Annotated in this window: 33 protein-coding genes, 2 pseudogenes and 1 other annotated feature; of the genes and pseudogenes, 24 read left to right on the forward strand and 11 right to left on the reverse strand. The window is 40.7% G+C overall.

Going from position 1 to position 24,022, the window contains the following annotated elements:
* The first annotated feature begins 91 nt into the window (after nucleotides 1-91).
* From yknW to AC0VZ9_RS02850, 6 genes are all read left to right on the forward strand, one after another.
* A complete protein-coding gene (gene yknW, locus AC0VZ9_RS02825; protein WP_019381114.1) occupies nucleotides 92-757 on the forward strand; it encodes a YknW family membrane protein in 666 nt (221 codons plus the stop codon).
* Nucleotides 758-1,876 carry an efflux RND transporter periplasmic adaptor subunit gene (locus AC0VZ9_RS02830; protein WP_019381113.1) on the forward strand — a complete coding sequence of 373 codons (1,119 nt, stop codon included), beginning with the start codon at nucleotides 758-760 and terminating at the stop codon, nucleotides 1,874-1,876.
* Entirely contained in the window at nucleotides 1,873-2,565 is a 693-nt protein-coding gene (locus tag AC0VZ9_RS02835; RefSeq protein WP_019381112.1) for an ABC transporter ATP-binding protein, read from the forward strand. The genes AC0VZ9_RS02830 and AC0VZ9_RS02835 overlap by 4 nt, the downstream gene beginning before the upstream one ends.
* Entirely contained in the window at nucleotides 2,562-3,755 is a 1,194-nt protein-coding gene (locus AC0VZ9_RS02840; RefSeq protein ID WP_192908093.1) for an ABC transporter permease, read from the forward strand. Before AC0VZ9_RS02835 ends, AC0VZ9_RS02840 begins: the two co-directional genes overlap by 4 nt.
* Nucleotides 3,756-4,208: 453 nt before the next feature.
* On the forward strand, nucleotides 4,209-4,727 hold the full coding sequence (locus AC0VZ9_RS02845) for a GNAT family N-acetyltransferase (protein ID WP_252245831.1): 519 nt from the start codon (nucleotides 4,209-4,211) through the stop codon (nucleotides 4,725-4,727).
* A gap of 58 nt (nucleotides 4,728-4,785) precedes the next feature.
* The gene (locus tag AC0VZ9_RS02850) at nucleotides 4,786-4,941 is read left to right on the forward strand and encodes a DUF1540 domain-containing protein (RefSeq protein WP_009335488.1); all 156 of its coding nucleotides are present in this window, start codon (nucleotides 4,786-4,788) and stop codon (nucleotides 4,939-4,941) included.
* Between the two features lie 74 nt (nucleotides 4,942-5,015).
* Here the strand turns inward: AC0VZ9_RS02850 and AC0VZ9_RS02855 are convergent, their stop codons facing one another.
* Nucleotides 5,016-5,285 carry a hypothetical protein gene (locus AC0VZ9_RS02855; RefSeq protein WP_009335487.1) on the reverse strand — a complete coding sequence of 90 codons (270 nt, stop codon included), beginning with the start codon at nucleotides 5,283-5,285 and terminating at the stop codon, nucleotides 5,016-5,018.
* A gap of 254 nt (nucleotides 5,286-5,539) precedes the next feature.
* Between AC0VZ9_RS02855 and AC0VZ9_RS02860 the strand changes: the two genes are divergently transcribed.
* The 5 genes from AC0VZ9_RS02860 (at nucleotide 5,540) to AC0VZ9_RS02880 (ending at nucleotide 7,147) form a co-directional block, all read left to right on the forward strand.
* Nucleotides 5,540-5,992 (forward strand): GNAT family N-acetyltransferase, encoded by a 453-nt coding sequence (locus tag AC0VZ9_RS02860; protein ID WP_019381108.1) that lies wholly within the window; start codon nucleotides 5,540-5,542, stop codon nucleotides 5,990-5,992.
* Nucleotides 5,993-6,015: 23 nt separating this feature from the next.
* A complete protein-coding gene (locus tag AC0VZ9_RS02865; protein WP_009335485.1) occupies nucleotides 6,016-6,183 on the forward strand; it encodes a hypothetical protein in 168 nt (55 codons plus the stop codon).
* A 6-nt stretch (nucleotides 6,184-6,189) separates the two neighbouring features.
* Nucleotides 6,190-6,351, forward strand: coding sequence for a hypothetical protein (locus AC0VZ9_RS02870; RefSeq protein ID WP_019381107.1), 162 nt, complete (start codon nucleotides 6,190-6,192; stop codon nucleotides 6,349-6,351).
* A gap of 82 nt (nucleotides 6,352-6,433) precedes the next feature.
* Complete coding sequence (locus AC0VZ9_RS02875; RefSeq protein WP_019381106.1) at nucleotides 6,434-6,574, forward strand: hypothetical protein; 141 nt, start codon at nucleotides 6,434-6,436, stop codon at nucleotides 6,572-6,574.
* Nucleotides 6,575-6,718: 144 nt separating this feature from the next.
* A complete protein-coding gene (locus tag AC0VZ9_RS02880; RefSeq protein WP_306219733.1) occupies nucleotides 6,719-7,147 on the forward strand; it encodes a DUF2798 domain-containing protein in 429 nt (142 codons plus the stop codon).
* 95 nt (nucleotides 7,148-7,242) lie between these two features.
* Here AC0VZ9_RS02880 and AC0VZ9_RS02885 read toward each other — a convergent pair whose 3' ends face one another.
* The 4 genes from AC0VZ9_RS02885 to AC0VZ9_RS02900 all read right to left on the reverse strand — a co-directional run bounded on the left by AC0VZ9_RS02885 (nucleotide 7,243) and on the right by AC0VZ9_RS02900 (nucleotide 9,458).
* Nucleotides 7,243-7,542 (reverse strand): putative quinol monooxygenase, encoded by a 300-nt coding sequence (locus AC0VZ9_RS02885; RefSeq protein WP_009335484.1) that lies wholly within the window; start codon nucleotides 7,540-7,542, stop codon nucleotides 7,243-7,245.
* A gap of 21 nt (nucleotides 7,543-7,563) precedes the next feature.
* Nucleotides 7,564-8,199 (reverse strand): nitroreductase family protein, encoded by a 636-nt coding sequence (locus AC0VZ9_RS02890; protein ID WP_019381105.1) that lies wholly within the window; start codon nucleotides 8,197-8,199, stop codon nucleotides 7,564-7,566.
* Between the two features lie 36 nt (nucleotides 8,200-8,235).
* Nucleotides 8,236-8,664, reverse strand: coding sequence for a MarR family winged helix-turn-helix transcriptional regulator (locus AC0VZ9_RS02895; protein ID WP_009335482.1), 429 nt, complete (start codon nucleotides 8,662-8,664; stop codon nucleotides 8,236-8,238).
* A 158-nt stretch (nucleotides 8,665-8,822) separates the two neighbouring features.
* On the reverse strand, nucleotides 8,823-9,458 hold the full coding sequence (locus AC0VZ9_RS02900; protein WP_009335481.1) for a class I SAM-dependent DNA methyltransferase: 636 nt from the start codon (nucleotides 9,456-9,458) through the stop codon (nucleotides 8,823-8,825).
* 248 nt (nucleotides 9,459-9,706) lie between these two features.
* Between AC0VZ9_RS02900 and AC0VZ9_RS02905 the strand changes: the two genes are divergently transcribed.
* Nucleotides 9,707-10,633 carry a PLP-dependent cysteine synthase family protein gene (locus AC0VZ9_RS02905; protein WP_009335480.1) on the forward strand — a complete coding sequence of 309 codons (927 nt, stop codon included), beginning with the start codon at nucleotides 9,707-9,709 and terminating at the stop codon, nucleotides 10,631-10,633.
* The gene (locus AC0VZ9_RS02910; RefSeq protein WP_475397002.1) at nucleotides 10,630-11,757 is read left to right on the forward strand and encodes a bifunctional cystathionine gamma-lyase/homocysteine desulfhydrase; all 1,128 of its coding nucleotides are present in this window, start codon (nucleotides 10,630-10,632) and stop codon (nucleotides 11,755-11,757) included. Before AC0VZ9_RS02905 ends, AC0VZ9_RS02910 begins: the two co-directional genes overlap by 4 nt.
* Nucleotides 11,758-11,819: 62 nt before the next feature.
* On the opposite strand, the pseudogene AC0VZ9_RS02915 reads toward AC0VZ9_RS02910, so the two are convergent.
* A pseudogene (locus tag AC0VZ9_RS02915) lies at nucleotides 11,820-11,924 on the reverse strand (DUF1259 domain-containing protein); the annotation flags it as partial.
* A 484-nt stretch (nucleotides 11,925-12,408) separates the two neighbouring features.
* On the opposite strand from AC0VZ9_RS02915, the gene AC0VZ9_RS02920 reads away from it, so the two are divergent.
* Entirely contained in the window at nucleotides 12,409-12,582 is a 174-nt protein-coding gene (locus tag AC0VZ9_RS02920) for a hypothetical protein (protein WP_475397003.1), read from the forward strand.
* Between the two features lie 31 nt (nucleotides 12,583-12,613).
* Here AC0VZ9_RS02920 and AC0VZ9_RS02925 read toward each other — a convergent pair whose 3' ends face one another.
* From AC0VZ9_RS02925 to AC0VZ9_RS02935, 3 genes are all read right to left on the reverse strand, one after another.
* Nucleotides 12,614-12,910, reverse strand: a complete 297-nt coding sequence (locus AC0VZ9_RS02925; RefSeq protein ID WP_009335477.1) for a 4a-hydroxytetrahydrobiopterin dehydratase — start codon at nucleotides 12,908-12,910, stop codon at nucleotides 12,614-12,616.
* Nucleotides 12,907-14,640: an aromatic amino acid hydroxylase gene (locus AC0VZ9_RS02930; RefSeq protein ID WP_009335476.1), complete on the reverse strand. Its 1,734-nt coding sequence runs from the start codon at nucleotides 14,638-14,640 to the stop codon at nucleotides 12,907-12,909. Before AC0VZ9_RS02930 ends, AC0VZ9_RS02925 begins: the two co-directional genes overlap by 4 nt.
* Before the next feature lie 91 nt (nucleotides 14,641-14,731).
* Nucleotides 14,732-14,939: a binding site (T-box leader), on the reverse strand.
* Nucleotides 14,940-15,039: 100 nt separating this feature from the next.
* Nucleotides 15,040-15,294 carry a YiaA/YiaB family inner membrane protein gene (locus AC0VZ9_RS02935; RefSeq protein ID WP_009335475.1) on the reverse strand — a complete coding sequence of 85 codons (255 nt, stop codon included), beginning with the start codon at nucleotides 15,292-15,294 and terminating at the stop codon, nucleotides 15,040-15,042.
* Nucleotides 15,295-15,686: 392 nt separating this feature from the next.
* On the opposite strand from AC0VZ9_RS02935, the gene AC0VZ9_RS02940 reads away from it, so the two are divergent.
* From AC0VZ9_RS02940 to AC0VZ9_RS02960, 5 genes and pseudogenes are all read left to right on the forward strand, one after another.
* Nucleotides 15,687-15,926: a hypothetical protein gene (locus AC0VZ9_RS02940; protein ID WP_034297449.1), complete on the forward strand. Its 240-nt coding sequence runs from the start codon at nucleotides 15,687-15,689 to the stop codon at nucleotides 15,924-15,926.
* Nucleotides 15,901-16,671, forward strand: a complete 771-nt coding sequence (locus tag AC0VZ9_RS02945) for a class I SAM-dependent methyltransferase (protein WP_009335474.1) — start codon at nucleotides 15,901-15,903, stop codon at nucleotides 16,669-16,671. Before AC0VZ9_RS02940 ends, AC0VZ9_RS02945 begins: the two co-directional genes overlap by 26 nt.
* Before the next feature lie 417 nt (nucleotides 16,672-17,088).
* A pseudogene (locus AC0VZ9_RS02950) lies at nucleotides 17,089-17,745 on the forward strand (DUF2268 domain-containing putative Zn-dependent protease).
* A gap of 15 nt (nucleotides 17,746-17,760) precedes the next feature.
* Nucleotides 17,761-18,102: a hypothetical protein gene (locus AC0VZ9_RS02955; protein ID WP_009335472.1), complete on the forward strand. Its 342-nt coding sequence runs from the start codon at nucleotides 17,761-17,763 to the stop codon at nucleotides 18,100-18,102.
* Between the two features lie 557 nt (nucleotides 18,103-18,659).
* Nucleotides 18,660-19,367 (forward strand): DNA alkylation repair protein, encoded by a 708-nt coding sequence (locus AC0VZ9_RS02960; RefSeq protein ID WP_009335471.1) that lies wholly within the window; start codon nucleotides 18,660-18,662, stop codon nucleotides 19,365-19,367.
* 47 nt (nucleotides 19,368-19,414) lie between these two features.
* On the opposite strand, the gene AC0VZ9_RS02965 is transcribed toward AC0VZ9_RS02960, so the two are convergent.
* Nucleotides 19,415-20,026, reverse strand: a complete 612-nt coding sequence (locus AC0VZ9_RS02965) for a cupin domain-containing protein (RefSeq protein ID WP_475397004.1) — start codon at nucleotides 20,024-20,026, stop codon at nucleotides 19,415-19,417.
* Nucleotides 20,027-20,510: 484 nt separating this feature from the next.
* Between AC0VZ9_RS02965 and AC0VZ9_RS02970 the strand changes: the two genes are divergently transcribed.
* Nucleotides 20,511-21,965, forward strand: coding sequence for a serine hydrolase domain-containing protein (locus AC0VZ9_RS02970; RefSeq protein WP_009335469.1), 1,455 nt, complete (start codon nucleotides 20,511-20,513; stop codon nucleotides 21,963-21,965).
* 38 nt (nucleotides 21,966-22,003) lie between these two features.
* On the opposite strand, the gene AC0VZ9_RS02975 is transcribed toward AC0VZ9_RS02970, so the two are convergent.
* The gene (locus tag AC0VZ9_RS02975) at nucleotides 22,004-22,480 is read right to left on the reverse strand and encodes a VanZ family protein (protein ID WP_034297444.1); all 477 of its coding nucleotides are present in this window, start codon (nucleotides 22,478-22,480) and stop codon (nucleotides 22,004-22,006) included.
* Nucleotides 22,481-22,599: 119 nt separating this feature from the next.
* Here AC0VZ9_RS02975 and AC0VZ9_RS02980 point away from each other — a divergent pair, with 119 nt between their 5' ends.
* The 4 genes from AC0VZ9_RS02980 (at nucleotide 22,600) to AC0VZ9_RS02995 (ending at nucleotide 24,010) form a co-directional block, all read left to right on the forward strand.
* On the forward strand, nucleotides 22,600-22,968 hold the full coding sequence (locus AC0VZ9_RS02980; RefSeq protein ID WP_475397005.1) for a hypothetical protein: 369 nt from the start codon (nucleotides 22,600-22,602) through the stop codon (nucleotides 22,966-22,968).
* A 53-nt stretch (nucleotides 22,969-23,021) separates the two neighbouring features.
* Nucleotides 23,022-23,414 (forward strand): hypothetical protein, encoded by a 393-nt coding sequence (locus AC0VZ9_RS02985; RefSeq protein WP_019381088.1) that lies wholly within the window; start codon nucleotides 23,022-23,024, stop codon nucleotides 23,412-23,414.
* A gap of 10 nt (nucleotides 23,415-23,424) precedes the next feature.
* The gene (locus AC0VZ9_RS02990; protein ID WP_251156691.1) at nucleotides 23,425-23,655 is read left to right on the forward strand and encodes a hypothetical protein; all 231 of its coding nucleotides are present in this window, start codon (nucleotides 23,425-23,427) and stop codon (nucleotides 23,653-23,655) included.
* A 163-nt stretch (nucleotides 23,656-23,818) separates the two neighbouring features.
* Entirely contained in the window at nucleotides 23,819-24,010 is a 192-nt protein-coding gene (locus tag AC0VZ9_RS02995) for a hypothetical protein (protein ID WP_009335464.1), read from the forward strand.
* The last annotated feature ends 12 nt before the right edge of the window (nucleotides 24,011-24,022 follow it).

A 24,022-nucleotide genomic window follows, 5' to 3' on the forward strand; every position in this document is an offset into this window, starting at 1 on the left:
TATGGGTAAAAATGTATCCGTTTGAAACTTTTTCTATTTTATTCCGTAAAGCTATAGTGGAATCATTTTAAATAGAATAGGAGTGTTCTTAATGGAACAAGAAGTAAAAACAAGCAGTGCAAAACCAAGTATGCTTGGGATGATTTGGAGTCCTGGGGAGCAGTTTGACCGCATCCGCCAGAACCCGAAGATTTGGGTGCCGCTGATTTTGGTCAGTATTCTATATGCTGCAGGAATGTTTTTGATGGCCGTGTCGATGGATGCTTCTTACCTTGGGCTTGAGGGCATGAGTGAGGCCGAGGCAGAGATGGTAATGATGTTTTCGAGGGTGGGTGTGGCGATAACAGGAATTTTCACACCTGTAGTGGTTGCCCTCATTTCCGGTGGTATTTATATGATTTTCATTAAAATTGCTGGATCAGATGCAACGTTCAAACAGATATTTTCCATGAATATTTATATTCTTGTTATTGGCGGGATCGGCCTTTTGGTCAATATGGCATTAAGAGCAGCTATCGGAGGAAATCCGGAAATATTTATTACTAGTTTAGCAGGACTGATGAACAGCGAGAAACCAGGAGTCCTGGGTTCTATCGAGTTATTCAGCATCTGGCAGTCTGTTGTAACGGCTATTGGCCTTCATCGGGTTGGAGGATTATCAAAAGGCTGGGCTTGGGGCATTGCGATTGCCTTCTTCATCATCGGCATTGTCTTCACTTTAATCAGCAATACCCTTTCAGGAATGACTGGTGTCTAAATGAAAAAGAAAGTTTGGATAGCAATCGGAGTTACGGCTGTGTTTTTGCTGCTGGCTGGCGTTAGCGTATACAGGCAGGCGTTTGCGAAAGGGCCGGAAGTAAAAACCTCCCATCCAGTTCAGGAAGAAATTAAAGAGCAGATCATGATTCCGGGAACGGCAAAGCTTGTGAATGAGCAGAAAATATATGCATCTCCTGAAAAAGGCGAAATTAAGGAATTCCTGGTGGAAGAAGGGGATTCTGTTAAAAAAGGAGAGGTGCTGGCCAAATTTGATGACCAGGCATTGGAGCTTGAATTGGAAAAAGTCAAGCTTCAGGCTGAATCAGGCTATATAAAAATCAACCAGCTGGAAAAAGAGGAAGACCAGCTGAGGGATAAGGAAAAAGAGCTGCGCAAACAAGCTGGTGAAAAGGAAGCAGATAAACAGATACAGCCTGAAAGGGATCAGTTGAAACTGGAAAAGCGATTGGCGAATCTGGAATTAAGCCAGGTGCTTTTGCAGAAGAAAGATATTGAAAAACGCCTTGGAGAATTAGAGGTAAAAAGCACAATAGATGGAGTGGTGCTTCAGGTGAACAAGGCAGCCACCTCTGATCCGGCTACGGCAGGAAAACCTGTCATTTATGTTGGCGATTTAAAAGCAGTCGGCGCATCAGGCTTACTTTCAGAATTCGATTCATTAAAGGTGAAGGAGGGACAAAAGGTGACTCTCCGTTCCGATGCAATTCCTGAAAAGGAATGGAAAGGCGAAGTCAGCGAAGTAGCTGATATGCCAGAAGAGAATCAGGGAATGAACCCTGCCGAAAAAAGTGCGCCACAGTATCGGGTGGAGGTTACAGTGAAGGAATTGTCCCTGAGATCAGGCTTTCAGCTCATAATGGAAATCGAAACGGATAAGAAGAAGGCACTGACTGTTCCGGCAAACTCGGTTATAACTGGAGACAGCAGCGTATATGTATTCGTGGTCAGGGATCAGAAAAGCTATAAACAGGAAGTGGAGACAGGTGTCGCTTCCGGGAATAAAATCGAGATAACAAGCGGCCTCAATGAGAAGGATTTGATTATTACTAATCCATCAGATCAGCTGAAAGATGGCATGGAAGTGGATGCGAAATGATTGATCTTACTGGCATAATCAAGTCTTATCAGGCGGGAAAAGAAAGAATTGAAGTTTTAAAAGGGATTAATCTTAGCATTGAGCAAGGTGATTCTGTGGCGATTATGGGGCCATCCGGATCGGGAAAGTCGACGCTTATGAATATTATTGGATGCCTCGATTTGCCGACAGAAGGAATATATGAACTGGATGGTGAGGACATATCCCATTACTCGGAAGCAGAGCTGGCAAAGGTCAGAAATCAATCGATCGGGTTTGTGTTTCAGCAGTTTCACCTGCTTCCGAGACTGACGGCTATTCAAAATGTAGAGCTGCCAATGATTTATAGCGGCCTTGCCAAAAAGGAACGATTGGAAAGGGCGGAAGCCGCGCTGGTCAAAGTGGGTCTTGCTGATCGGATGGAGCATCTGCCAAATGCCCTATCAGGAGGGCAGAAGCAGCGGGTTGCCATTGCCAGAGCGATTGTGAACGAACCGAAAATCATATTGGCGGATGAACCAACAGGTGCTCTTGATACGAAAACAAGCGCCTCCATTATGGAACTGTTCAGTGAGCTGAACCATGAAGGGTCAACGATTGTAATGGTTACACATGAACCTGAGGTTGCAGAGTATGCCCATCACACGATTATGGTGAGGGATGGGCTGATTGTGTCAGCAGAACCTTCCCGCAGGGGGGCGCCTACATGAGTTTTGTAGAAAATATCAAAATGGCGCTTAGTTCATTGAAGGCGCATAAAATGAGATCGATTTTAACGATGATTGGGATCATTATTGGTGTTGGGGCTGTCATTATTGTAGTCGCAATCGGCCAGGGCGGAGAAGCGATGCTGAAGACGCAGCTGACAGGTCCCGGCAATACAGTGGAGCTGTTTTATCAGCCTTCTGACGAGGAAATTCAGGCAAACCCAAACATATTTAATGAAGCTCCTTTTGATGGGGAAGATATCAATGCATTGGAGCAGATTCCGGAGATTAAGAGAGTAGTTGCTTCAAGCTCACAGTTTTCACAGGCTTCTTTTGGGGAAAAGAAGGCAGAAACATCGACAACAGGAGTAAGTCCAGCCTATTTTGAGCTGAACAATGTTGATATGGAGAAAGGGCGGTCCTTTACGGCTGCAGATTTCCTTGGCGGACGCAGGGTGGGGCTTGTCAGCTATTCCATGCAGGAGGAGCTCTTTGATGGCAAGTCGCCGGTTGGCGAAGTGATCCGGATTGGGAACCAGCCGATTGAGATCATTGGCGTCATGGAAAAGCCGACAGGACTTTTTTCATTCGGTGCTCTGGAGATCTATGTGCCTACTAAAACATGGCAGGCTATTTATGGAAAGAGTGACTATACCCAAGTGACGCTTCAGGCAGAATCCGCTGATCAGCTTCAGACGGCCGGAAAGAAGGCCGCCAACTTACTTAACAAGATGCATAATACAGAAGAATCTTATATGGTCATCAACATGGAAGAAATGGCAGAAGGAATCGGCCAGATTACAAAGGTCATGACTTTAATCATCGGCAGTATCGCCGGCATCTCGCTGTTTGTCGGCGGAATTGGCGTCATGAATATCATGCTCGTATCTGTAACGGAAAGAACGAGGGAAATCGGCATCCGTAAAGCACTCGGAGCGACCAGGGGGCAAATCATGGGACAGTTTCTAATCGAATCTGTCACGCTGACTTTAATTGGAGGAGTGCTGGGAATCCTGCTTGGCTGGGGTTCGGCATCCCTGATTTCTTTCTTTGCCGGATGGCCATCGCTCATTTCCTGGCAGGTCGTCGCAGGAGCCCTTTTCTTCTCAATGGCGATTGGCATTATTTTTGGACTGCTGCCGGCCAATAAAGCTTCGAGGCTGAGTCCGATTGAATCTTTGCGGTACGAGTGATTTTTAAAAAAGCTATCTCCGGCTGAGGCCGGGGATAGTTTTTTGTATGAGGTGAACATAATGATTCAATTAAATATGATTTTTGTTATGTTTTTATTAACTTTGCTAGCGCGATATATGATATTTGGCGCATTTGAACCTGCTCCTAGGATAAGGGATACCAGATTTTTTAGGGATATCTGTTTGGAAAACCTGCGCCAATTGCAGAAAAGGGTAGAAAAGTCCTGTCTCCGTGATGAATTTTGTAGGAATGGACCACTTTTCTTCGAAATAAAGGTGCCTCGGGCAATTTGGATAGCTGAGAAATATGTGCGCATAAGATTTTTTATGTGCGGATAGACGTTATTTCTGTGCGGATAAAAAAATTTATGTGCGTTCAGCATTTTTAAAGGAAATCTGGCTGAAATCAGCGAACATACATTAGGATGAAAACAGCTGAATAGGGGTTATGAAATGGAGCTTAAAACAGAGAGGCTACTAATCCGTAAGTTCAAGTCAGAAGACTGGCAGGCAGTCTATGAGTACACTTCAAATCCTGAAGTAATGAAATACATTCCAGGAGGTATTTTTACAGAAGAAGCTGCTAAAGAGTTTATCTGCGAGAATACCGAAAAAGCAGAGCATTTTCCCGTTCTTTTAAAAAATGGAGATGTTCTAATTGGCCATCTAGCTTTCCATAAATATTTTGGCGATCATACATATGAAATTGGCTGGGTGTTCAATCCGAAGTTTTATAATAAAGGCTATGCATCAGAAGCAGCATATGCCGTGCTGAAATATGGCTTTGAAGAACTTGGGCTTCACCGGATTATTGCAACCTGCCAGCCTGAGAATCCGGCTTCTTATCGGGTGATGGAGAAAATTGGCATGAGGCGGGAAGGCTGCTTCAAAAAGTGCATTCCTCATGGCGATGAGTGGTGGGATGAATATTATTATGCGATTTTGAAAGAAGAGTGGAACATAGATAACTGAACAAGCAAGTATATCACCATCCTGATTGGAAGAAAATAATGTCCAGGAGGTGATATACATGGCTAAAGATGTTCTTTGTGAAGTAAATAACTGTACTTATTGGGAAAAGGGAAATAAGTGTGGTGCAGAAGCTATTTACGTTGTCAGCCATAAAGGCAAGCAGGCGTCCAACAGCAAAGAGACAGACTGTAAAACGTTCGAACCAGAAGTTTAAGGCAAGGGGTAACCGATTTGGTTACCTTCTTTATCTATTATTGATAATAATTATCAGTTTCATTCAAAAAAATTTTACCATGCTGATTCTTTTGTTTTTCGAAGAGGCGTCAGTTTTTTCATGTTCTTAAAGATTTTATAATGGGCAGTGCCTACTTTTTCTTCTACATAATCCAATGAATAATCACCCGATGGATCAGATAGTTCCCCAATCGCACGTGATAGGTCATCAATCACGGTTCTGTATGATTCATTCTTCTTATGGTCTTCCTTTGAATTCATTTCTACCATAATGTCGTGAGCAAGGCTTTGAATTCTTCGTAAACGAATTTGCTTCGCTGGCATATTATCGCATCCTCCCCTTTTTTTACTGAATCAATATATTATATATGGCCTTTCCATAGAAAAAATAACTGAAATCCCAAGTGCGCATTTACTGGAATATTATAGTATAATGAGTGGGTGTTTATTTTTCTGACAATTTAGTAAAAGGAGGCGTTCATAATGCTAAATAAAACTTTCGTTACCATGGATAAAAATAAGGGGAGAACGCCTAATTAAAATCGCGTTTCCCCAAAATGTGAAAAGGGGAAATTTATATGAATACCGGCAAAGTGAGAATTGAAGAAGTAACAGCAGACAATTGGTATGATTGCTGTTTATTGGAGCTTTCAGAGGAACAAAAAGCCTACATGGAGCCGAATGCTGTTTCCATTGCGCAATCTAAATTTGAAACAGCGCTGAAACCGTATGTGATTTACTTGGAGGATAAAGCTGTCGGCTTCTTAATGTTTAATGCATGTATAGAGGAATTGGATGCTTACTGGATTTATCGGATTATGGTTGATAAGGCGCACCAATGCAAGGGAATAGGCAAAAAAGCGACTGAACTGATGATAGCGGAGATGATGAAACTGCCGAATGCGAAAAAACTTGCAGTAGGCTACCATCCTGAGAATCTTGGGGCACACAAGCTTTATGCAAGTTTGGGGTTTGCGGATCATGGCCACCGTTTTGGGAAGGAAATGGCGGTTGTGAAAGATTTAGGCTAGAGAAAGAGGAGGGAAGAAGCAGAATGAAATTGGGAATGGCCCTGTTTATAGGAGGGCTGATTTTGCTAATGTCCGGCATCTTTCTGTCGGCCTATTGGGCAGCTGCCGGCAGTTTCATGGGGATCTTCGGAGGGATGATAATGGGAAGCTCTTCTTATTTCCTTGCGAAAACAGGGCAGAAGGCAGGTTAAGAGATAATGGAACTTATGATTTTTTTATTTGTTTTCTTTATTTTTTTGGCAATCAGTTCAGTAATGAATGTTTTATTTAAGATGACTGAAAAGAAGCATTGGGGCATTTCATTGCTGCTGAGCCTGGTGTTAGCTGTCATTTCCATTGCCATTTTGGGGATTAAATAGTGATTGAAACCGGGTACTTTTGTGTATAAAAATGCTTGGAAAACACAAACTTTAGGTATCCTAATACGAAAAGGTGATGAAAATGGATAAACAATATCATTTTGCCAAATTGTCCGACGGAGATCTGCAGCAGGTGCATAACCTGGAAAAGCAGTTAAGTGAGGAAAAGGGAGAAGAAGTCATTCTTATTGCTTATCATGATCAAAAAGAGAACAATAAATAAAAAAGATTAGAAATCCTCAGTGTGTAGAGATATTGGTAAGTTTTTTATCGGCCAAAAATATATGTCGAAAGATACGTCTGCCATCTGAAATTTAGTTTTATTTTCGGAGGGGAATTATGTATAACGAGGACAGGCTGCCTCAAAATGCAAAGAAGGCATATTATTTTTGTTGATCATTTCTGTCATTTCGGTAAACGCGATTGCACCGATTATTGTGGAAGTGGAACGCGGCTTCAGAAAAGAAACTATTTGGAAACCTTAAAGATTATTCCGTTTATGTGGGTGATCGTGGTCTTGCTTGTAAGGTTAGTGGCGGGACCATTAGCTGGCAGAATTATGCAAAGATTTTCAGGGCAAACGGACGGATTTAATGCCCGGATTTTATTGAATACTTCATTGAATGTGACCATTCTTTCTATTTTTTTAACCATACTAGGCACCTGGGTTGGTTCGAAACAAATAAGCCTGGAGCCGTTTCGAAATTTTTTCCACAGCTGGTTACGGAATTTCGGTGTTGCATTCTGGATTGAGCTATTGATTGCCCGGCCTATTGCAAGACTTGCAATGAAATAAATCCATGCCAGACAAACCAGCCAGGCAGGGATTGTAAATAAAATCGTTAAAAAACGCTTGGGATTTTATATCTCAAGCGTTTTCTTGCATATAATTTACTTTTTATCTGCAGGCTGTGCGTTAAACAATTTCACCTGAGGAGGTGCAGCAAAATATTGAGGGGCTTTCGCTGTAAAGGAGGTAAAATGTTCCGTCTGGTTGTGAAACTTTACAGCGTCCATATCCTCCCATAATTCCACCATCGTATAGGACCCCTCTTTTTCTGTATCTTTTAAAAGGTCATAAGAGATATTGCCTTCTTCTGCTCTAGAGGCATCGATAAGCGGACGGATTTCGGCAAGAAAGTCATTTTCTTTATCAGTTTGTACTTGGAAGCCAGCATGAATAATGATCATGTTTGATTTCTCCTTTATGAGTTATTTCCACTCCGTGATATCTTCAACAGGCAGGCGGACAGATTTATAGCCCTGATCAGCGGCTTTGCCGATTGAGATAAGCATGACAGGATAGTAGCGTTCCTTGTCAAGATGGAATGCATCAGCTATGCGGTCTTTTTCATAGCCTCCAATTGGATTTGTATCATAGCCATGGGCACGTGCTGCAAGCATTAGCTGCATGGATACGAGACCAGCATCAATCAGGTTCATTTCTTTCTTTTGCTCGAATGTCATGTTTTCCATTAAGCCCTTGATGGATGGCACCTGTTTGTCTCTTACATCAGCAGGCATATATCCTTTTTCAACAGCTGTATCATAAATTTTTTCAATGAATGTTTCACTCTTCATATCAACAAAGACGGCAATGACAGCTGCTGATGTCTCTACTTGCCTTTGGTTGAATTTTGCAAGCGGTGCCAGTGTTTCTTTGCCTTCTTTTGAATCGATCACCACAAAGCGCCATGGCTGCAGGTTAACGGATGAAGGAGCCAAAGACGCTTCTTCCAGGATTTCTGCCATTTCTTCTCTGCTTATTTTGACCGTTGGGTCATAATTACGGATGGAACGGCGTCCTGTGATGATTTCCTTAAAGTCATTGATAACGGTTTTATTCATGATGAACTCTCCTTTATGTTTTTCTGAATGTGAAAATTACAATTTATCTATATTTTCCTGGATGCGTGTGAGCATATTTAATAGTGTGCTTCGCTCAAGTTCCGAAAAGCCGTTCAGGATTTTGGAAATAAATCGCTGCTTTTCTTCGCAGTAAGCAGCAATCTTCGTTTTGCCTTCCTCTGTGAGGCTGACATAAGTAAAGCGATTATCTTCAGGATTTTTCCTGCGGATTACCATGCCTTTTTCTTCAAGCTGCTTAAGGTGTCTTGTGACAGCAGCATGATCAATATTCACTTTTTTCTGAAGCTCCCGCTGCGTAATTTCTTCCGCTTCAAAAAGCTCCCGAAGAATCTCAAGCCGTGACTGGCTGATGCCTGTACAGCGTTCAAACTTCGGCATTGTCTGCTTACTGAGCTCAAACAGCCGGGCGGCAATTAATTCTTCTTCCTTTGAACATTTGAACACAGCATCCCCGCCTTTTGTATAATTGATAGGTCAATGATTGATACGTCAATTAATATAACCCAAAATATTTTAGAAGTCAAACTGGATGTTTAGGCAGAGAAAATCCTGCTGAATAATTTATGGGTCAGCAGGGTTTTCAGTAATTGAGCTTCGTTTTTCTAAAGTTTCTCTGCTTCCATAAGCCACACAAACCGATTCAGCTGCTTAAACCTAACAGAGAATCCATTGGATTGAAACATGCTTTCTAATATAGGGATGGTTGTATAGTATTCTGTTTCCAGGTCTTGAGCCAGGCTGAGGAAATGTTTATTTTTAGCCTCCTTGATAAAAGTCTGTTTTTCGTCCTCGCTACCAAAGACAGTATCGGCAAAGACAACTTTCCCGCCAGTTGAAAGGAGGGCGCTGTATTTAGTTATGGCATTGGCTTTTTCGCTGTCTTCTAAATGATGGAATGCGTAGGAGCTGACGAAGGCATCTATGGGGCCAATCAATTGAAAGTTTAAGAAATCACCATCTAATAATGTAAGATGAGGCATTTTATTGCTTGCTATTTTCCTCATGGCAGCAGAAGGTTCCACTCCGACTACTGAACAGCCTTTCTCCAGGAGTCTTTGAGTTAAGTTTCCCGTACCTGTACCGAATTCCACCACATTTCCATTAACAATATCGGCAACTTCATTAAGAATGTGTTCATAATTCAAAAACACCTCTTGATATTCAAGGTCTTTACCCGTTACTGCCTGATCATAGGAATCTGCCCAGTGGTCAAACAAATCTACAAATTCACGGCCCATTGTAAAATCACTCCTTTTAATTCTTATAATACTTATTGGTATAGTATGAATAAGTATCCCGCTTGGCAACTTTGTAACTTGCCTTTATTTTCAGTTGCCAGCTGATTTTTTAGCTGATAATTGACAAAAAAATATTTAAAACATACTATACAAGTAGGAATAATAAGAATTAAAGGGAACATAAGAAACATCCAAAAAACGCAATGGAGAAGAGTAACCATTCTTTCTGAAAAACAGAGGTGCTGACGATGAATTATTACAGCAGTGTGAAGGAACTGATTGGGCATACCCCTCTTGTGAAAATCAAACACTACGCTGTTCCGCATGGAGTAAATGTTTTCGCTAAGCTTGAATATTTTAACCCCGGCGGCAGTGTAAAGGATCGGTTAGGACAAAAGCTGATTCAGACAGCGATTGAGGATGGGCTGCTTCCGGAAGATGGGGCTGTAATTGAACCGACTGCAGGGAATACCGGGATCGGCTTAGCGCTGGCTGCTATTGGAACGAAGATCAAAATCATCTGTGTCGTACCTCAAAAATTCAGCGTTGAAAAACAGGAACTAATGAAGGCGTTAGGGGCAGAAGTTATTAATACGCCGACTGAAGAGGGCATGGAAGGCGCTATTAAGAAGGCTGAGGAACTGCTGCTAAAGATTCCTAATTCCTATAGTCCTCAGCAATTCAGCAATGAAAATAACCCGCAAACGTATTATGAAACATTGGGACCTGAGATTTTCCAAGCGTTAGATGGGAAGATCGATATTTTTGCAGCAGGAGCAGGGACTGGCGGTACATTCATGGGCTGCGCCAGATATTTTAAAGAAAAGAATCCAAAGATAAAGACAGTTATCGTTGAACCTGAAGGATCCATTTTAAATGGCGGAAAGGCAGGGCCGCACCGAACAGAGGGAATCGGGATGGAGTTTTTGCCGCCGTATATGGAAATAGGTTTATTTGACGCCATTCATACCATTTCAGATAAAGATGCCTTTAAACGAGTTAAGGAGCTGGCGTTATTGCAAGGATACTTAGTTGGAAGTTCGTCAGGAGCTGCTTTCGAAGCAGTATTGAGAGAAGCTGAAAATGCTCCGACTGGCACGAATATTCTCACGATTTTTCCTGACAGCAGTGAGCGGTATTTAAGTAAATCTATTTATGAGGAGGATAAACAATGAGAAAGAAAACACAAATGATTCACGGCGGCATCTCCAGGGATGAACATACAGGTGCCGTCTCCATTCCGGTCCACCATGCCAGTACCTTTAAACAAGATGGTGTGGGCAATTTCATTTATGAGTATGCAAGAACCGGAAATCCGACAAGGCATGCACTGGAGGAATTAATAAAGGATTTGGAAGGCGGATACCGCGGGTTTGCTTTCGGTTCCGGCATGGCGGCTATCTCTTCTGTAATGCACTTATTTTCAACAGGAGATCATGTTATTTTCACAGATGATGTATATGGCGGGTCCTATCGATTAGTGACAAAGGTTTTGACGAAATATAATGTAGATGTAACCTTTGTGGATACAAGTGATTTGGCTGCTGTGGAAGCGGCGATCCAGGAAAATACAAAAGCCATTTATGTTGAAACGCCAACAAATCCATTGCTGAAGATTACAGACTTGGCCGGTATCTCCAAACTGGCAAAATCAAAGAATCTGCTAATGATTGTAGATAACACCTTCAGTACACCATATTGGCAAAATCCGATAGAACTGGGTGCTGATATAGTCCTCCATAGTGCCACCAAATATATAGGCGGACATAGTGATGTGGTTGCTGGGCTGGTTGTGGTGAATTCCGAACAGCTTGCTAGAGATATGCACTTCATCCAAAATTCAACCGGTGCTGTTCTGGGACCGCAGGACAGCTGGCTATTAATCAGGGGTATTCGGACACTGGCCATTCGGATGGAGGAAATTGAAGAAAATGCGAAAAGGGTGGCACATTTTCTTGCCAATCATCCACAGGTTTCAAAGATTTATTATCCAGGATTTAAAGATCATAAAGGCCATGACATTCACTTGCAGCAGGCACGGGGCTTTGGCGGAATGATTTCCTTTGATGCCGGAACCGGTGAAAAGGCAGAAGAGGTCCTTAAAAAAGTAAAATACTTTACCCTGGCAGAAAGTTTAGGCGCGGTGGAAAGTCTAATTTCCCTTCCAGCCAAAATGACACATGCATCGATACCGAGAGATCGCCGTCTGGAATTGGGAATAACAGACGGCCTGACCCGCATATCGGTTGGTCTGGAAGATGCCGAAGACTTGATTGAGGATTTGGAGTCAGCGCTATAAGGAAAAGCCCCATTTAGTTCAAATTCTAAATGGGGCTTGCGTATTTTTTTATTTGAAAATGATTAACTTCTTAACGCTCTTCTGACTTTCCTTGCAAAATTGATTGGATGATCAACATCCTGGATAGTCACATAAATGAGGCTGGGCTGATCAAATAGCCACTCATTGTCCTGCCCCATTTATATTAAAACAAATTTTAAGTTATATATATGGTTAATGTGGTAATATAAGGTAAATAAAGGGGAGGTGATGTCACATCAAGCTTGCCCATGAAAAGGGTTTAATACCTAAGTTATTCAGCCTAAGTCTGATTTACATTTTAAGTGTAATCCCCATCAGCATCATTTGCGTTAACTTCATTCATAAATTCTACTTTTATCCTCAATTCTTCTTAGCATTTAGCACCTATAAACTTTCTTATGTGATCTTTAGTACAGGATTTTTTCTTTTGTTCGCTGTGGCTGGGACTTTTCTGTATTCCAGGGAAATGAATTCTTCAAAACGGCTGACTTTAACAGCTGTTCTCTTGTTCGGACTGTCTCTTTTCATATTCTATATGTCTTTTGATGTGTATGCCTATTTGGATGAAAACGGGATTCATATTAATTTGCATCCACTATAAAGGCAGTTGAAAGCTATCAGTGGGAAGAGGTGAAATCGGTCACTCAGCTAAACAAGAGGGGGCTGCCGGCTCAGCTTGAAATTGCATTAGAGGATGACAAGAAGATTTTGCTGAATCTTCATTCAGACTGGTATGCAAAGAGAAGGGCGTTTTACGAAGTGCTTCGGGAATATGAGATTCCGCTTGATACAATGGAAAAATAGGTGCCTGTCACCTCAACAGGCACTTATTTTCCTAATGATGGTCTGCAAGATAAAGGTCATCAATCTGCCTGGCTAGCTTAAAATCCAGACCTGTCAGCCCATTCTCACTCCAGGAAGTGAGGGAGATGATCACCATTTTGTATTGAATGGTGATAAAAGGATGATGGTTTTCTTTTTCGGCAAGCGATGCTATTTTATTTACGAATGCGATTCCATCGAGGTATTCTTTGAAACGGTAACGTCGTTCAATCCATTTGCTGTCTTTTCTTTTCCAGTCCGACAGCGTGGATAGTTGCCGGGCTATTTCTTCTTCACTTAATCTTTTCATACTGTGACATGCCTCCTGCCAAAAATGACATCGAGTCCGTTTTGAATCAGCCGGACATAGCGTTCTTCCCTGCTTAACTTTTCAAGCTGGTCCAGGAGCAGTTTTTTCAAAGGGGATTCTTTGTCATGCTTTTCAAGCAGTTCCAATACTTCCAGCTGAAGCAGCCATTCTTCCGGGAACTCGTCGAGAATTTTTCCGATAACACTGTGAAGAAGGACATCCTGAGAGAAATTTGTGTCTCGGATTTGCCTTACTTCCGCATATAGCTCTTCCAGAGGCGTAAGGGTTGTTCCTTCTTTTGGACTTTCTTCTTCGTTTATAACAGATTCCCCGTGGTATGCAGCGTAATCTGCTGCGATGGGCCGTGCAGAAACAATCTGACTGCCTACAGCTAAATCATATGTGCCCCAAGTGGGATGGAACAAGATTTCTTCTCTCTTTTTGACGAGACATTCTTCAAGTGATATTAAAACAAGGGTATCATGATTAAATAATAGATTCTTCACATGGCCGGAAATTTCTACTCCGCTTTCGAATGTGATTTGCATCATTTTATTTATTTCGATGCCAAGTTTTTTCAGGCTCTGTTCAGATTGATTCTCCAGCTTAATGCCTCCAGCAAGTTTTCCGATAGGCGCTCCAAAGCCGTCATTGTGAATATCAGGACCATGATGATTAATTTGTTCATTTTGAATCGAAAGGGCACTTGGACCTGAGGTTTTGACATAGATGGCTTCCCCTTCTGCATCCTTCATGATATCGGTGAAAAGACCAGTAATCTGAATTCCGGAATTGAACTCGATGTGCGCAACCTTGCTTGAAGCGATCGCTTTTTCGATAGCCACTGTACCGCCTTGCCTGAAGGCCATCGACTCGCCGAACCTCGTCACTTCCTCAATCAATTGTTCAAAGCTTTCGCAAACAAATAGCTGAGTCTGCATAGATGTAACGTCATAGCTGGTGTTAATCGCATCTTCAATTGTGAACAGGCGTTTCTTCACCTGATCGGACAGGCTATGTTTACTTTCTCCTACAGATGACAGCAGTCCTGCACCGAAGATCTTGGGCTTCTGCAGATCGCCAATCAGTCCAAATTCAACTGTCCACCAAAAAATCCGGGAGATTTGCTCAGCTTCAGAAAGTCCTTTTACGAGATGCTGTTTTTCCTTTAACCGCTGTTTGGCTGCTTCAATTTCTTCTTCTGTTGAAGCAGGACTTTCCATGACAATCGATAAATGCCTGATTGCTTCAAACACCTCATGTTCTTCTTTTGTCGCAAAAGCGTTGGCGCCGATATTCCCTATTAATTTAACAAACTCTGAGTAGGTTTCATCAAATAAAATCGGTGCATGCCCCGCCGCTTCATGGAGAATGTCAGGAGCGGGTGTGTATTCGATATTGGTCTTCTGGCGTATATCCGTTGCGATAGGAAGGATGCCATGCGCTTGAAAATCAAAAAACGCTGTGCCCGGAATCAATCCGTCGACAATGACAGCCCCCCAGCCGATTTTATCTAAATGATCGTTCATTTCACTTACCCGTGGAATGCTGTCGATGGAAATGCCGGATGACTTCAGACCTGAAGTGAATGCATCATGGGCTATGTCCTCAAGGAAATGATGATTTTGCCTCATCACATATCTCCAAACCGCATGGTCAATGGGACTGTAAGCATTGTAATGCTGCTGGGCTGTAAAATGGCGTAAGTGCAGGGGAATCGATTTCTTCATTTGGTATGTCTCCTTTTATTAGTTTTCATGCTTAAACGCTTTTGAGTGCGAAAGTAAATGGATATAAAAAGTCCCTGCTGAATTTTCATTCAGCAGGGACGAATTTATTCGCGGTACCACCCTGATTGTAAGTATAGAACTTACCACTTCACAGAATAACGGCTAAACCGTCTTATTTCAGAAAAGAAATAAGAAGCTCCAGAAACGTAATTCATGATCTCCTTTGTACTGGTTTTCAGCACCACCAGCTCTCTGTAACAGGGAGGATACCACTACTTCAATTCCTTCAAAGCATTTAAGTATTAGGATGCTTTATATCTTAAACGCTTTTAAGTATTAAAGTCAACACATTTTATTTAATAAAAAGAAAAAGCCCAGAAGCATTTCTGAGCTTGTGTATTATTGTTCAATTTTAGCTGATCTGCGCTCCTGCTCTGCCATGATTTCCGCATCTTCGGCATTGTCCCGTGTTACTTTCTGAGTCAGAATGGATCCAACTGCCACCAGGAGCATGACCGCAATATAATACCCTTTTTCATTAAGCTCCATATCAGCATTGTAAAGCCCAATCAGAAACAGGCCAACGCCGGCGATCAGTGTAAAGTATGCTAAAAATGTAAAAGCTGGCGTGTTTCTCCTTCTATACTTTTGCATGTGTTTCAATCCCCTTTTTCCGTAACAAATTTTCTCGGTTTCCCCTTGCAGTGCTGTAAGGTTTACATCTAATACAGCAGATGTAACATTTTATTCTTTATGACTTAAAATTATCCTTTTTTGTAAAAAAATGCAACATAAAATCATGTGAGTTTTCTACTGTTTTTAATTTTCGTTGAAAATTCACCTATTTAGAAGATATGTTTGTGTAAAAAGGTTTAAATAAAGAGAGAATCTAAAGCTGGTATTTTTTTATTGGCTGAAAGGAGGTAAAGATTTGTTAGCGAATATAGTGTTCCGGGACTGATTCTGTTTTACTTTTACTGCTGATAGCAAGTGGAATATTTTTTGTTTACCGGCTGTTTAAGAAATAACCGATATGAGGTGGCAAAGTGCGCTATATTTTATTAATCGCAGTAATAGGTTTGCTGATTTATATACTTTTTCGGATGTTTAAGTCCAGAAGAGACGTATCAGGCAATAACTTTACCCCAATTGATGACTTGGATAATGGGCTGATCAGGAAAAGCAGCAAGGAACCTCATAAAATTGAAGCTAGAGTGAAACTTCATTTGAAGATAGAAAGGAGAATTAAATCTGGATACTATGAAATTTACAGAAGAATACAATGATCCGATTTTATATGATAAAGAGAATAACTCCTACCAGGAAGATGTTTCCTATCTGCTGAAATGGGCTTCAAAAACGGGTGGGCCAATTATTGATTTAGCCTGCGGGACAGGGAGAGCGGCCATTCCGCTGGCAAGTAAAGGGCATCGTTTGATTGGAGTAGATGCCCATAGCGGAATGTTAAACCTTGCAAGGGAGAAATCAGCTGGGCTGGGCCTGCAAATTGAATGGGTGGAACAGGATTGCCGAGGTCTCAGTCTGAATGTGAAGAGTCCGTTCATGTTCTCAGTCGGAAATTCTTTTCAGCATTTTTTAACGAATGAAGATCAGGATGATTTCTTATCATCTGTTAATAAACATCTGGAACGCGGCGGCATCTTTGTCTTTGGATCAAGGTTTCCGAGTGTGGAAGAGCTGCTGCAGCCTGCAGAAGAAGAATATTGGAAAACGTATATAGACCCTGTCAGTCAAAACAAAGTGGATGTATATACAATCAGTACGTACGACTCACTAAGTCAGATTCAGCATTATATCACTATAAGAAAATTTTACGATAGTGAAGGAATGCAGACCAATGAAAAAAGAACAAGTATAAACCTGCGGTATGTTTTTCCAAGAGAAATGGAGCGGCTTCTATTGAATAACGGAATGGAGATTGTCCATGTATTTAGTGATTGGCAGGAGACACCTGTCAGATCTGATAGCTATGAGATGGTTTATGTTTGCAGAAAGATGAGAGAAATCTAGGGATTATACTGCCTGTCCTCTTAAAAATGAGGGCAGGATTTTTTATGGGTGTTACCTAGTGGATGTCCAAATTATGGTAATATTAATTTAAAAGATATATTTAGGCAAGGGATGGTTGGTATGAAGAGAGTTTTGCGGTTTTCAAAAATTATGCTGATGCTGACGATACTGTTCACATTGGCTGCCTGTTCCGAAGAGGAAAAGTCGAGCAAAGAAAAACAAGTTGAAGAAAAGATTGCTTATTCATTTGAACATCCGGAGACAAAACAAAAATACAAAGTCGTACACGCTTATAAGCTATATACTTCTCTGATTGATCAGCTCGAAAAAAACCAAGAAGATGCCGGTGAAGTTTATCAGAATAATATAATAAAAAAAGTCTACAACACATGCTTTGAGGGCGGGGAATACCTCCACATGGTAGATAACCTGCTGAAATGGTCCCCTGAAAACTCTGATTCAATTAAGAAAGTTCTGAACGAAATCGATGAAGAAAAAACAAATGTTGCCATTAAGGATGCACTTCTAAAATCCTCAGATTTTTTACCTTCGGAGGAAGAAACAGCAGTTTGCGTTTTTCCTTCACATCCCGGAAATGAGAATACAATGGTTGCAGCAGGAGCTGGAAAGATTATTGTTTTTTACAATGAATTTTACACAGAAGATATGATTAGGGCCGGCATAGCTCATGAATATCATCACAGTATATGGACTGAACAACACTTAGAAAAATATATATCTTTTTCTGTGCTGGATAACCTCATTTTTGAAGGTAAAGCTGTGATGTTTGAAAAGCTCGTTTATCCTAATATCACCTTTTCTTAAGTGGACCCAAGTTTTAATAAAACCTTCTGGGCAAAAGTTGAAGGAGATTTAGATACATATGATCTAAATCGTTCTCTGGAGATTTTAATGGGCGGTCAGGCCCTTCCACGTCATTATGGCTACAGTGAAGGCTACAAAATGGTAGATTCTTATCTCAAACTGCATCCGGATACTACTCCGGAAGAGTGGACAGCCTTGAGTGCGGAAGAGATTTTTCAAGAGGGGCAGTATTTAAAAAATTATCAGTAGCGCTGAGGAGGAGTAATGGTGAAAAGAATGCCGTTTGAAAGACCTGCAGAGCATTATGATGAAAGACTGTTATCCATTGATGAGCAGATATGCACTTTGCTGAAGCGGCGGAAGGAATTATCTGATAACCCAGGGTATCCGCACCTTGATGTGATTTCGAAATGGGCAAAAGTGAATGGCCTTTATGAGGATTATTTAAGGTCACTATTTGGCTTGCTGGAAAATGATGAGCATTTCCGCCCGCAGGTCGAGCCCGTTAATTTTCAAAAGTATATACCGATTTTGAAGTCAGTTGAGAAAGAAAAAGCTATTTACTCAGTGAACTTTATTAGGCATATGAAAATGCAAGTGTCGTGAATTTTAATATCGATTGGGAACCTGACGAAGAAAATAGAAGAGATCGGCTTCACCGGCATAGTTTCTGGGAGTTAGAGATTGGTGAAGGATATGATACAAGAATAACGGGTGGAAGTGGAACAGACGGACATCTTAACCACAATTTTGTTGTATCCCCGCCTCTGCCTGAACAAATATCTGGGCTGGAGTTTTTTTTCAAAGAGTATAAAACTCCTTTCAAGAAGAAGCCCACAGACCTGGAGATATGGATGCGTTTATGAAGCATCAGGAGATGTCTCCTCGTTAATGAATTTAATTAGCATCACTTCTTCGGTTGTATTGTTCTTATAACTTATACGTGAGTCTATTGGTTTCCCTGTTCTTCACCATCCTGCTCTTCTTGAAAGTGACGAAATTAATCCGTTTGTTAAAAGAAAATTGATGACGGCTGCTGGAAAGCTCGGCTTAACCACAATATATAGCTTGGTGACAAGAGCTTTTTAAGGAGAAATTGGCTTAAAGTAAATGAATACAGCTGATAATGTAATGGCGGCTGTTGTTTGAAGGGGTGAGAGAGATTGAATTATGAAGAAATCATGAAAAGGCTTGAGGAGCTTGGCTCTGATCAGACGAAGCGGATCTTTATGAATCACGGGGCGAAGGAGCCTTTTTTTGGCGTGAAGGTTGGAGATTTGAAAAAGCTGGTGAAGCATGTAAAGAAGAATCATGAGCTGGCACTGCAATTATATAAATCAGGAAATCATGATGCGATGTATTTGGCAGGACTATCTGTTAATCCGAAGCTAATGACAAAGGAGACTTTACAGGATTGGGCTGAGAAGGCTTATTGGTATATGCCTGCGGAATATACAGTTGCCCAGGTGGCCGCTGAAAGTGATTATGCTCTTGAATTGGCCCGGGAGTGGATTAAATCGGAGGAAGAAATGGTTTCAGTCTGCGGCTGGAGCACTTACTCCAATTATGTATCAATCACATCGGATAATGAGCTGGATGTCAGTGAAATAAAAGCATTATTGACTAAAGTTAAAAATACCATTCATGAAGAAAAAAACCGAGTAAGGTATGTGATGAACGGTTTTGTCATCTCTGTGGGGTCATATGTATCGGAGCTGAATGTGGAAGCGAAGGATGTCGCTGATCACATCGGAAAAGTGCATGTGGATGTCGGAAACTCCGCCTGTAAAGTTCCTTTGGCAAAGGAATATATTGAAAAGGTGGAGTCGAAAGGCCGGGTTGGGGTTAAGCGGAAGACTTGCATATGCTAAGAGAATCTAAGAAGACAGGCATGGTAATATCCATGCCTGTGAAACCCTCAATAATAATACATATGTTGAGGGAAATATTGTTGAGTGTATTGATATTGCTGGTTTGGTTCCGGGCTTTGAGTATTTCTGCTGCAGTCTTTTGTCGGGCCGATAAAGGTTGAAGGCTGGACAGGTGATACGGTCTTCTGCCATTGCTTTTCATCCATACAATAAGTGTGCGCCATTATATTTGAAGGCGTTAATTTGAGAATGTCTGATCCCAGGATGACTTCCGGAGTAGGAGCATTAAAGATGGCCAGCAGATGAGTGCTGTCGGTATTGGCTATCTCATAATGCCACCAGCCCTGAGGGACATTGGCTACTTGCCCAGGTGTAATGTAATAGTTCTGGATTTGTTTTGTAAATGGATTAAGTAATGAAACAGTCGCTGCACCTGAAATACAATAAACCAATTCTGCAGCGTTTTGGTGATAATGGGGTTCTATCACATTATTTTTGCTTAGATAGATGTCCAGAAGTGAGACATCTTCCAGCGTGTTTAATTGCTGAATGCCCAATACATTTATTAAATTTCTGTTATCTTTTTTCATTAGATTGCTTTTGTTCACATCAAAAAAGTAATTTAAAGACGGAGAGCTGTAATCCAAATATATAACCATTTCTGCTCAGTCCTTTTGGGAAATGAATTTCTCAGATAAAGTATGCATATGCCTACAATCGGTGCATGTACCTAAATAACGTGGTTGTGTTTGAAAAAGAAGGAGAGCAATAAATGAAGAAAAAAGGCATAAGGTTCTCGACTGGTATGAAAGGTAAAATCACCATTACTAAAAAGAGACCAAAAGTTCTATAGGCTTAAGAAAACTAATCGCTACAGTATTCATTATTTGTTTGCCGGCCCCATGTGTACCTCTATCATTCTATATAACCTGCATTATTTTCCAAATTATCTTTCTTGATGAAAGAGTCCGATCTTCTTCTGCGTCTCAAGTCCTATTTGAAAATAAAGCTGAGGCTCATTATAGATATTTCCAAATACAGGTAAGATGAGATCAAGAAAGGGAATGTGACTATAGATATTTTTTAGCATCCCGACAACGGGACAAACCGTTGATTAAGAACATTGGTAGAGGGAGAGGTTATATGGCAGTATTGCCGTCCAGTTCTTTAAAGATAATATTGGTTCTTTTCTTGCTCACTTCATTTAGTCATGATTTGCTTGAAAATTCTGCTTCAGCTGAGGAAGACATCGAAGCAAAAATAGAGAAGGCAATTAAGGATTACCTGGAAGAATATCAAGTTCCAGGAGCTTCAGTTGCCATCGTTCATAATAATGAGCTGTTTTTTTCACGGTCATGGGGCGTTACTGGAGAATCAGAGGAGGAGGTTACAGAACAAACTCCTTTCACGATTGGCTCCATAAGCAAATCATTAACGGGAATGGCCATAATGAAATTAGCTGATAATGGAACCATCCGCCTGGATGCCAGCATTCAAGAATATCTTCCCTGGTTTACACTGAAAAATGGGAAAGCTGCCGAAATAACAGTGAAGCAATTGCTCACGCAGACAAGCGGGTTGAGTACCTACGAAGGGCTTGCACTATCTGATAAAGAGTTAATAGGCAGTAAGGCTATTAAGAATCAAGTCAAGAAAATGTCAGAAGTTGAACTGACTGCTGAACCTGGTGAGAAACATCAATACAGCAATGCTAATTTCTTAATTCTGGGTGCAATGATTGAAGAACTAACAGGAATGCCTTATGCAGAGTATATGGAACAGCAGGTTTTTGAGCCTTTAGGAATGAAAAATGCTGCAGCCAATAAAGAGGGAGCTTATAAGAAAGGATACCTTAGCGGTTATCAAGCCTGGTTTGGATTTCCTGTGAAAAGTTCTGTAGCCTACGATAATGCCGGGGCACCATACGGATACATTACGGCCAGTTCTGCAGATATGGTCCAATTTGTAAAATTATTGAGCGGGAAAGGGCCAGATCATTTTATCAGTGACAAAACATTGGATTTATTTATGACTCCTCAGGTACAAACAGGTGAGGACCGATATTATGGTTTAGGAATACGCATATCAGGCCCGGATACTTCCAGAGAAATGATCTGGCATTCTGGTTCTACACCTGATTCGCATGCAGAAGTCTTTTATATCCCGGTAACTGGCTGGGGCGGCGTGATTCTGACAAATAAGAATCATATTTTAGAGGAAGATGGGCTTTATTATCTTAAGAATCATATTATTAGTCTTTTAAATGGCGATGAGACAGAACAAGTACCTAATCATAGTTTGGCGATACAATCCATTCTGCTGGGATGCGTCCTGCTGCTAATAATACTTTCAATCTATTTATGGAAAAGATTCAGAACACGGAAGTTTCTAAAAAAGGGAACGGGACTTTTCTTAGGGCTGATTTTTATTGGCCTGTCAGCTGGACTAATCCCTGTTTTCACAGCTAGTACATCTTCACCTTGGCATTCCATCTCTGTCTTTGCACCTGATATTGCCTTTTTAACGATTTTGGCTGTAATTCTACTAGCAATAAATGGGCTGCTGCTATTTAGATTAATTTTTAATAAAGCAAGGTAATGGAAATGCCTGTCTACATCCGTTAGACAGGCAATTTTTTATATGTTCACTGCATTTTTCCTTATTTTCCGGGCGGTCATCGCTTTCCATAATCCAAACCCTATTAACGCTCCAATGATATTTAGAATAAAGTCATCAATATCTAAACTTCCTCTTCTTGTGACCAGCTGTATAATTTCCACACTAAGAATCATGACAGTCATGGCAACTGCAAATGATTTAAGTCTGTTTAGGGTTCTTATAAAATAGGGCAGAAAAATTCCCATTGGCAAAAATGCAGCCACATTGCCGGCAAGGTTTTTTATAGGAATGATTAAATTAATACTTCCATTTGAAATAGCTAGTACATACCCATTAATTGTTTTAAAAGGCACAAAGTTTGAGGAAAGCTTCATATATTCCATTAACGGCATGTCTGACCAAAATCCTCTCGATATAAAGAAGTGTAATACTGTTAAGGCACTTAGGTAAGAAAGAAAGCTAATTCCCATGATCAATCTTATGATCTTTTTCATTATTATCCCCGCTTAAAAATAGTCTTTGATAATAATAACATAATTTTTCCAAATTTCACCCAATAAACTTAACTGCCTGCTATTATAATAAAACTAATGCAATGCATAAGGGGGATGTTATGAAAAAGGGTTGGATTAGAATGATGGCTATGGCATTCATTATTATAAATGCAATAACCTATTATGAATTCTTTTTTGTTCCAAAGAATTCACTTGAACTGTATCAGGAGATTGCCTTAGCAGAAAACTACGAAAGGGCTCGAAAAATTGTTCTGGAGGGATTTGAAAGCAATTTCAAGGAAGAGGATTTTGAATACATAAGTAGACGGGATACCTTGCCTGATCGAATAAGCCAGTTTACTCTATTGGAATATGAGGGCAAGACCTTTGTGATCATGACATCCCCGGGCACTGAAAAGTTAAAAGTACTTGCCGTGGAAGAACTGCCAGATGAATTGAGGGAGTATTTTATGAAATTGCCTCAATAGATTAATAGTCATATTTTAGTAGATAGGGACATCTTTTATACAGAGGTGTTATTTTGAAAAAGAAACTAATATGGCTGTGTATAGTTATAGTCTTGATTTTTACGTTTTATGAAGTAATGTTAAAAACCAAAAAGGTTCGTTATACGGGTGAAAACGGGGATTGGTCAGTTGAAATTAATGCTAAGCTGGCTGGTCTTGAAGGAAGTCACTCCATAAAGATCCGCTATAAAGGGTCAGGTACCGTTGAGCGCGCAGATTATAGAATTTTCCCGGATGATTATGAAGGGGGATATCCGGATTTTGATAATAAAGGAAACTATTATTGGGCATGCAGTGACTGTGGTTATTATGACCAGAAAGATGAACTTCTTTTTTTCATTGTATGGGAGGAAAGAGGAAAAGCAGGTGAAAAGGCGGGTTTTATAGATTTAAAGAGGAGCCGATAGGAGGAAATTAATGCTGTGGGTACTGACGCAAAATAAGAGAAGCTTAGTCAATGTGAAAGAGGTAACTGTTAAAGGAAAAACCGTGGAAGGAATAATCAGCAGGAGTTTCTTTGTATATTGGAGCAGGGTCCTGGGTGAATATGACTCTCATGAAAGAGCAATGGATGTGGTCAAACAGATTCATAAAAAATTAGAGGGTGAAGCAAGAGGTTCAACGGCCTTTTCTGTGCCTGATATGTAGAGTTCAATAATATTTGCCGTACCTATTAAGATGGGAGCGGCATTTTTTTTGGTGAAAAGTGGATGGTTAATTTTATATCGAATTGGATGGTTATCTATTGACTGGTTTACGGTATTATTTAGTTATAGAAGTTTATTAAAATGTAAAAGAAGAGGTGCACAGCATGGGAATAATGCTTGGGCTGGTTCTAATTATCTTAATTTTTGCTGTGGTTTCGACTTTGCTGCTTACAGGCAAGGCTGATGAAAACTATGGAAGTTCAACAAAACGGAACACAACCAATTTAACCTTAATATATGTGGTAATTATTTTTATCGGATTAGCTTCTCTTGGAGTTTATATTTGGCGGTTCTAAATACAAATGGAG

The organism is Cytobacillus sp. QJM3NY_8, assembly GCF_056173585.1.

Coding starts and splice junctions, on each gene's coding strand:
- AC0VZ9_RS02870 (WP_019381107.1), top strand. CDS start 6,190: ATGGAACTTATGATTTTTTTATTTGTTTTCTTTATTTTTTTGGCAATC.
- AC0VZ9_RS02955 (WP_009335472.1), top strand. CDS start 17,761: ATGGTGAAAAGAATGCCGTTTGAAAGACCTGCAGAGCATTATGATGAA.
- AC0VZ9_RS02910 (WP_475397002.1), top strand. CDS start 10,630: ATGAGAAAGAAAACACAAATGATTCACGGCGGCATCTCCAGGGATGAA.
- AC0VZ9_RS02995 (WP_009335464.1), top strand. CDS start 23,819: ATGGGAATAATGCTTGGGCTGGTTCTAATTATCTTAATTTTTGCTGTG.
- AC0VZ9_RS02875 (WP_019381106.1), top strand. CDS start 6,434: ATGGATAAACAATATCATTTTGCCAAATTGTCCGACGGAGATCTGCAG.
- AC0VZ9_RS02845 (WP_252245831.1), top strand. CDS start 4,209: ATGGAGCTTAAAACAGAGAGGCTACTAATCCGTAAGTTCAAGTCAGAA.
- AC0VZ9_RS02945 (WP_009335474.1), top strand. CDS start 15,901: ATGAAATTTACAGAAGAATACAATGATCCGATTTTATATGATAAAGAG.
- AC0VZ9_RS02835 (WP_019381112.1), top strand. CDS start 1,873: ATGATTGATCTTACTGGCATAATCAAGTCTTATCAGGCGGGAAAAGAA.
- AC0VZ9_RS02830 (WP_019381113.1), top strand. CDS start 758: ATGAAAAAGAAAGTTTGGATAGCAATCGGAGTTACGGCTGTGTTTTTG.
- AC0VZ9_RS02990 (WP_251156691.1), top strand. CDS start 23,425: ATGCTGTGGGTACTGACGCAAAATAAGAGAAGCTTAGTCAATGTGAAA.
- AC0VZ9_RS02905 (WP_009335480.1), top strand. CDS start 9,707: ATGAATTATTACAGCAGTGTGAAGGAACTGATTGGGCATACCCCTCTT.
- AC0VZ9_RS02840 (WP_192908093.1), top strand. CDS start 2,562: ATGAGTTTTGTAGAAAATATCAAAATGGCGCTTAGTTCATTGAAGGCG.
- AC0VZ9_RS02930 (WP_009335476.1), bottom strand. CDS start 14,640: ATGAAGAAATCGATTCCCCTGCACTTACGCCATTTTACAGCCCAGCAG.
- AC0VZ9_RS02980 (WP_475397005.1), top strand. CDS start 22,600: ATGAAAAAGGGTTGGATTAGAATGATGGCTATGGCATTCATTATTATA.
- AC0VZ9_RS02890 (WP_019381105.1), bottom strand. CDS start 8,199: ATGAATAAAACCGTTATCAATGACTTTAAGGAAATCATCACAGGACGC.
- AC0VZ9_RS02880 (WP_306219733.1), top strand. CDS start 6,719: ATGCAAAGAAGGCATATTATTTTTGTTGATCATTTCTGTCATTTCGGT.
- yknW (WP_019381114.1), top strand. CDS start 92: ATGGAACAAGAAGTAAAAACAAGCAGTGCAAAACCAAGTATGCTTGGG.
- AC0VZ9_RS02925 (WP_009335477.1), bottom strand. CDS start 12,910: ATGAAAAGATTAAGTGAAGAAGAAATAGCCCGGCAACTATCCACGCTG.
- AC0VZ9_RS02970 (WP_009335469.1), top strand. CDS start 20,511: ATGGCAGTATTGCCGTCCAGTTCTTTAAAGATAATATTGGTTCTTTTC.
- AC0VZ9_RS02935 (WP_009335475.1), bottom strand. CDS start 15,294: ATGCAAAAGTATAGAAGGAGAAACACGCCAGCTTTTACATTTTTAGCA.
- AC0VZ9_RS02850 (WP_009335488.1), top strand. CDS start 4,786: ATGGCTAAAGATGTTCTTTGTGAAGTAAATAACTGTACTTATTGGGAA.
- AC0VZ9_RS02865 (WP_009335485.1), top strand. CDS start 6,016: ATGAAATTGGGAATGGCCCTGTTTATAGGAGGGCTGATTTTGCTAATG.
- AC0VZ9_RS02975 (WP_034297444.1), bottom strand. CDS start 22,480: ATGAAAAAGATCATAAGATTGATCATGGGAATTAGCTTTCTTTCTTAC.
- AC0VZ9_RS02900 (WP_009335481.1), bottom strand. CDS start 9,458: ATGGGCCGTGAATTTGTAGATTTGTTTGACCACTGGGCAGATTCCTAT.
- AC0VZ9_RS02855 (WP_009335487.1), bottom strand. CDS start 5,285: ATGCCAGCGAAGCAAATTCGTTTACGAAGAATTCAAAGCCTTGCTCAC.
- AC0VZ9_RS02885 (WP_009335484.1), bottom strand. CDS start 7,542: ATGATCATTATTCATGCTGGCTTCCAAGTACAAACTGATAAAGAAAAT.
- AC0VZ9_RS02965 (WP_475397004.1), bottom strand. CDS start 20,026: ATGGTTATATATTTGGATTACAGCTCTCCGTCTTTAAATTACTTTTTT.
- AC0VZ9_RS02860 (WP_019381108.1), top strand. CDS start 5,540: ATGAATACCGGCAAAGTGAGAATTGAAGAAGTAACAGCAGACAATTGG.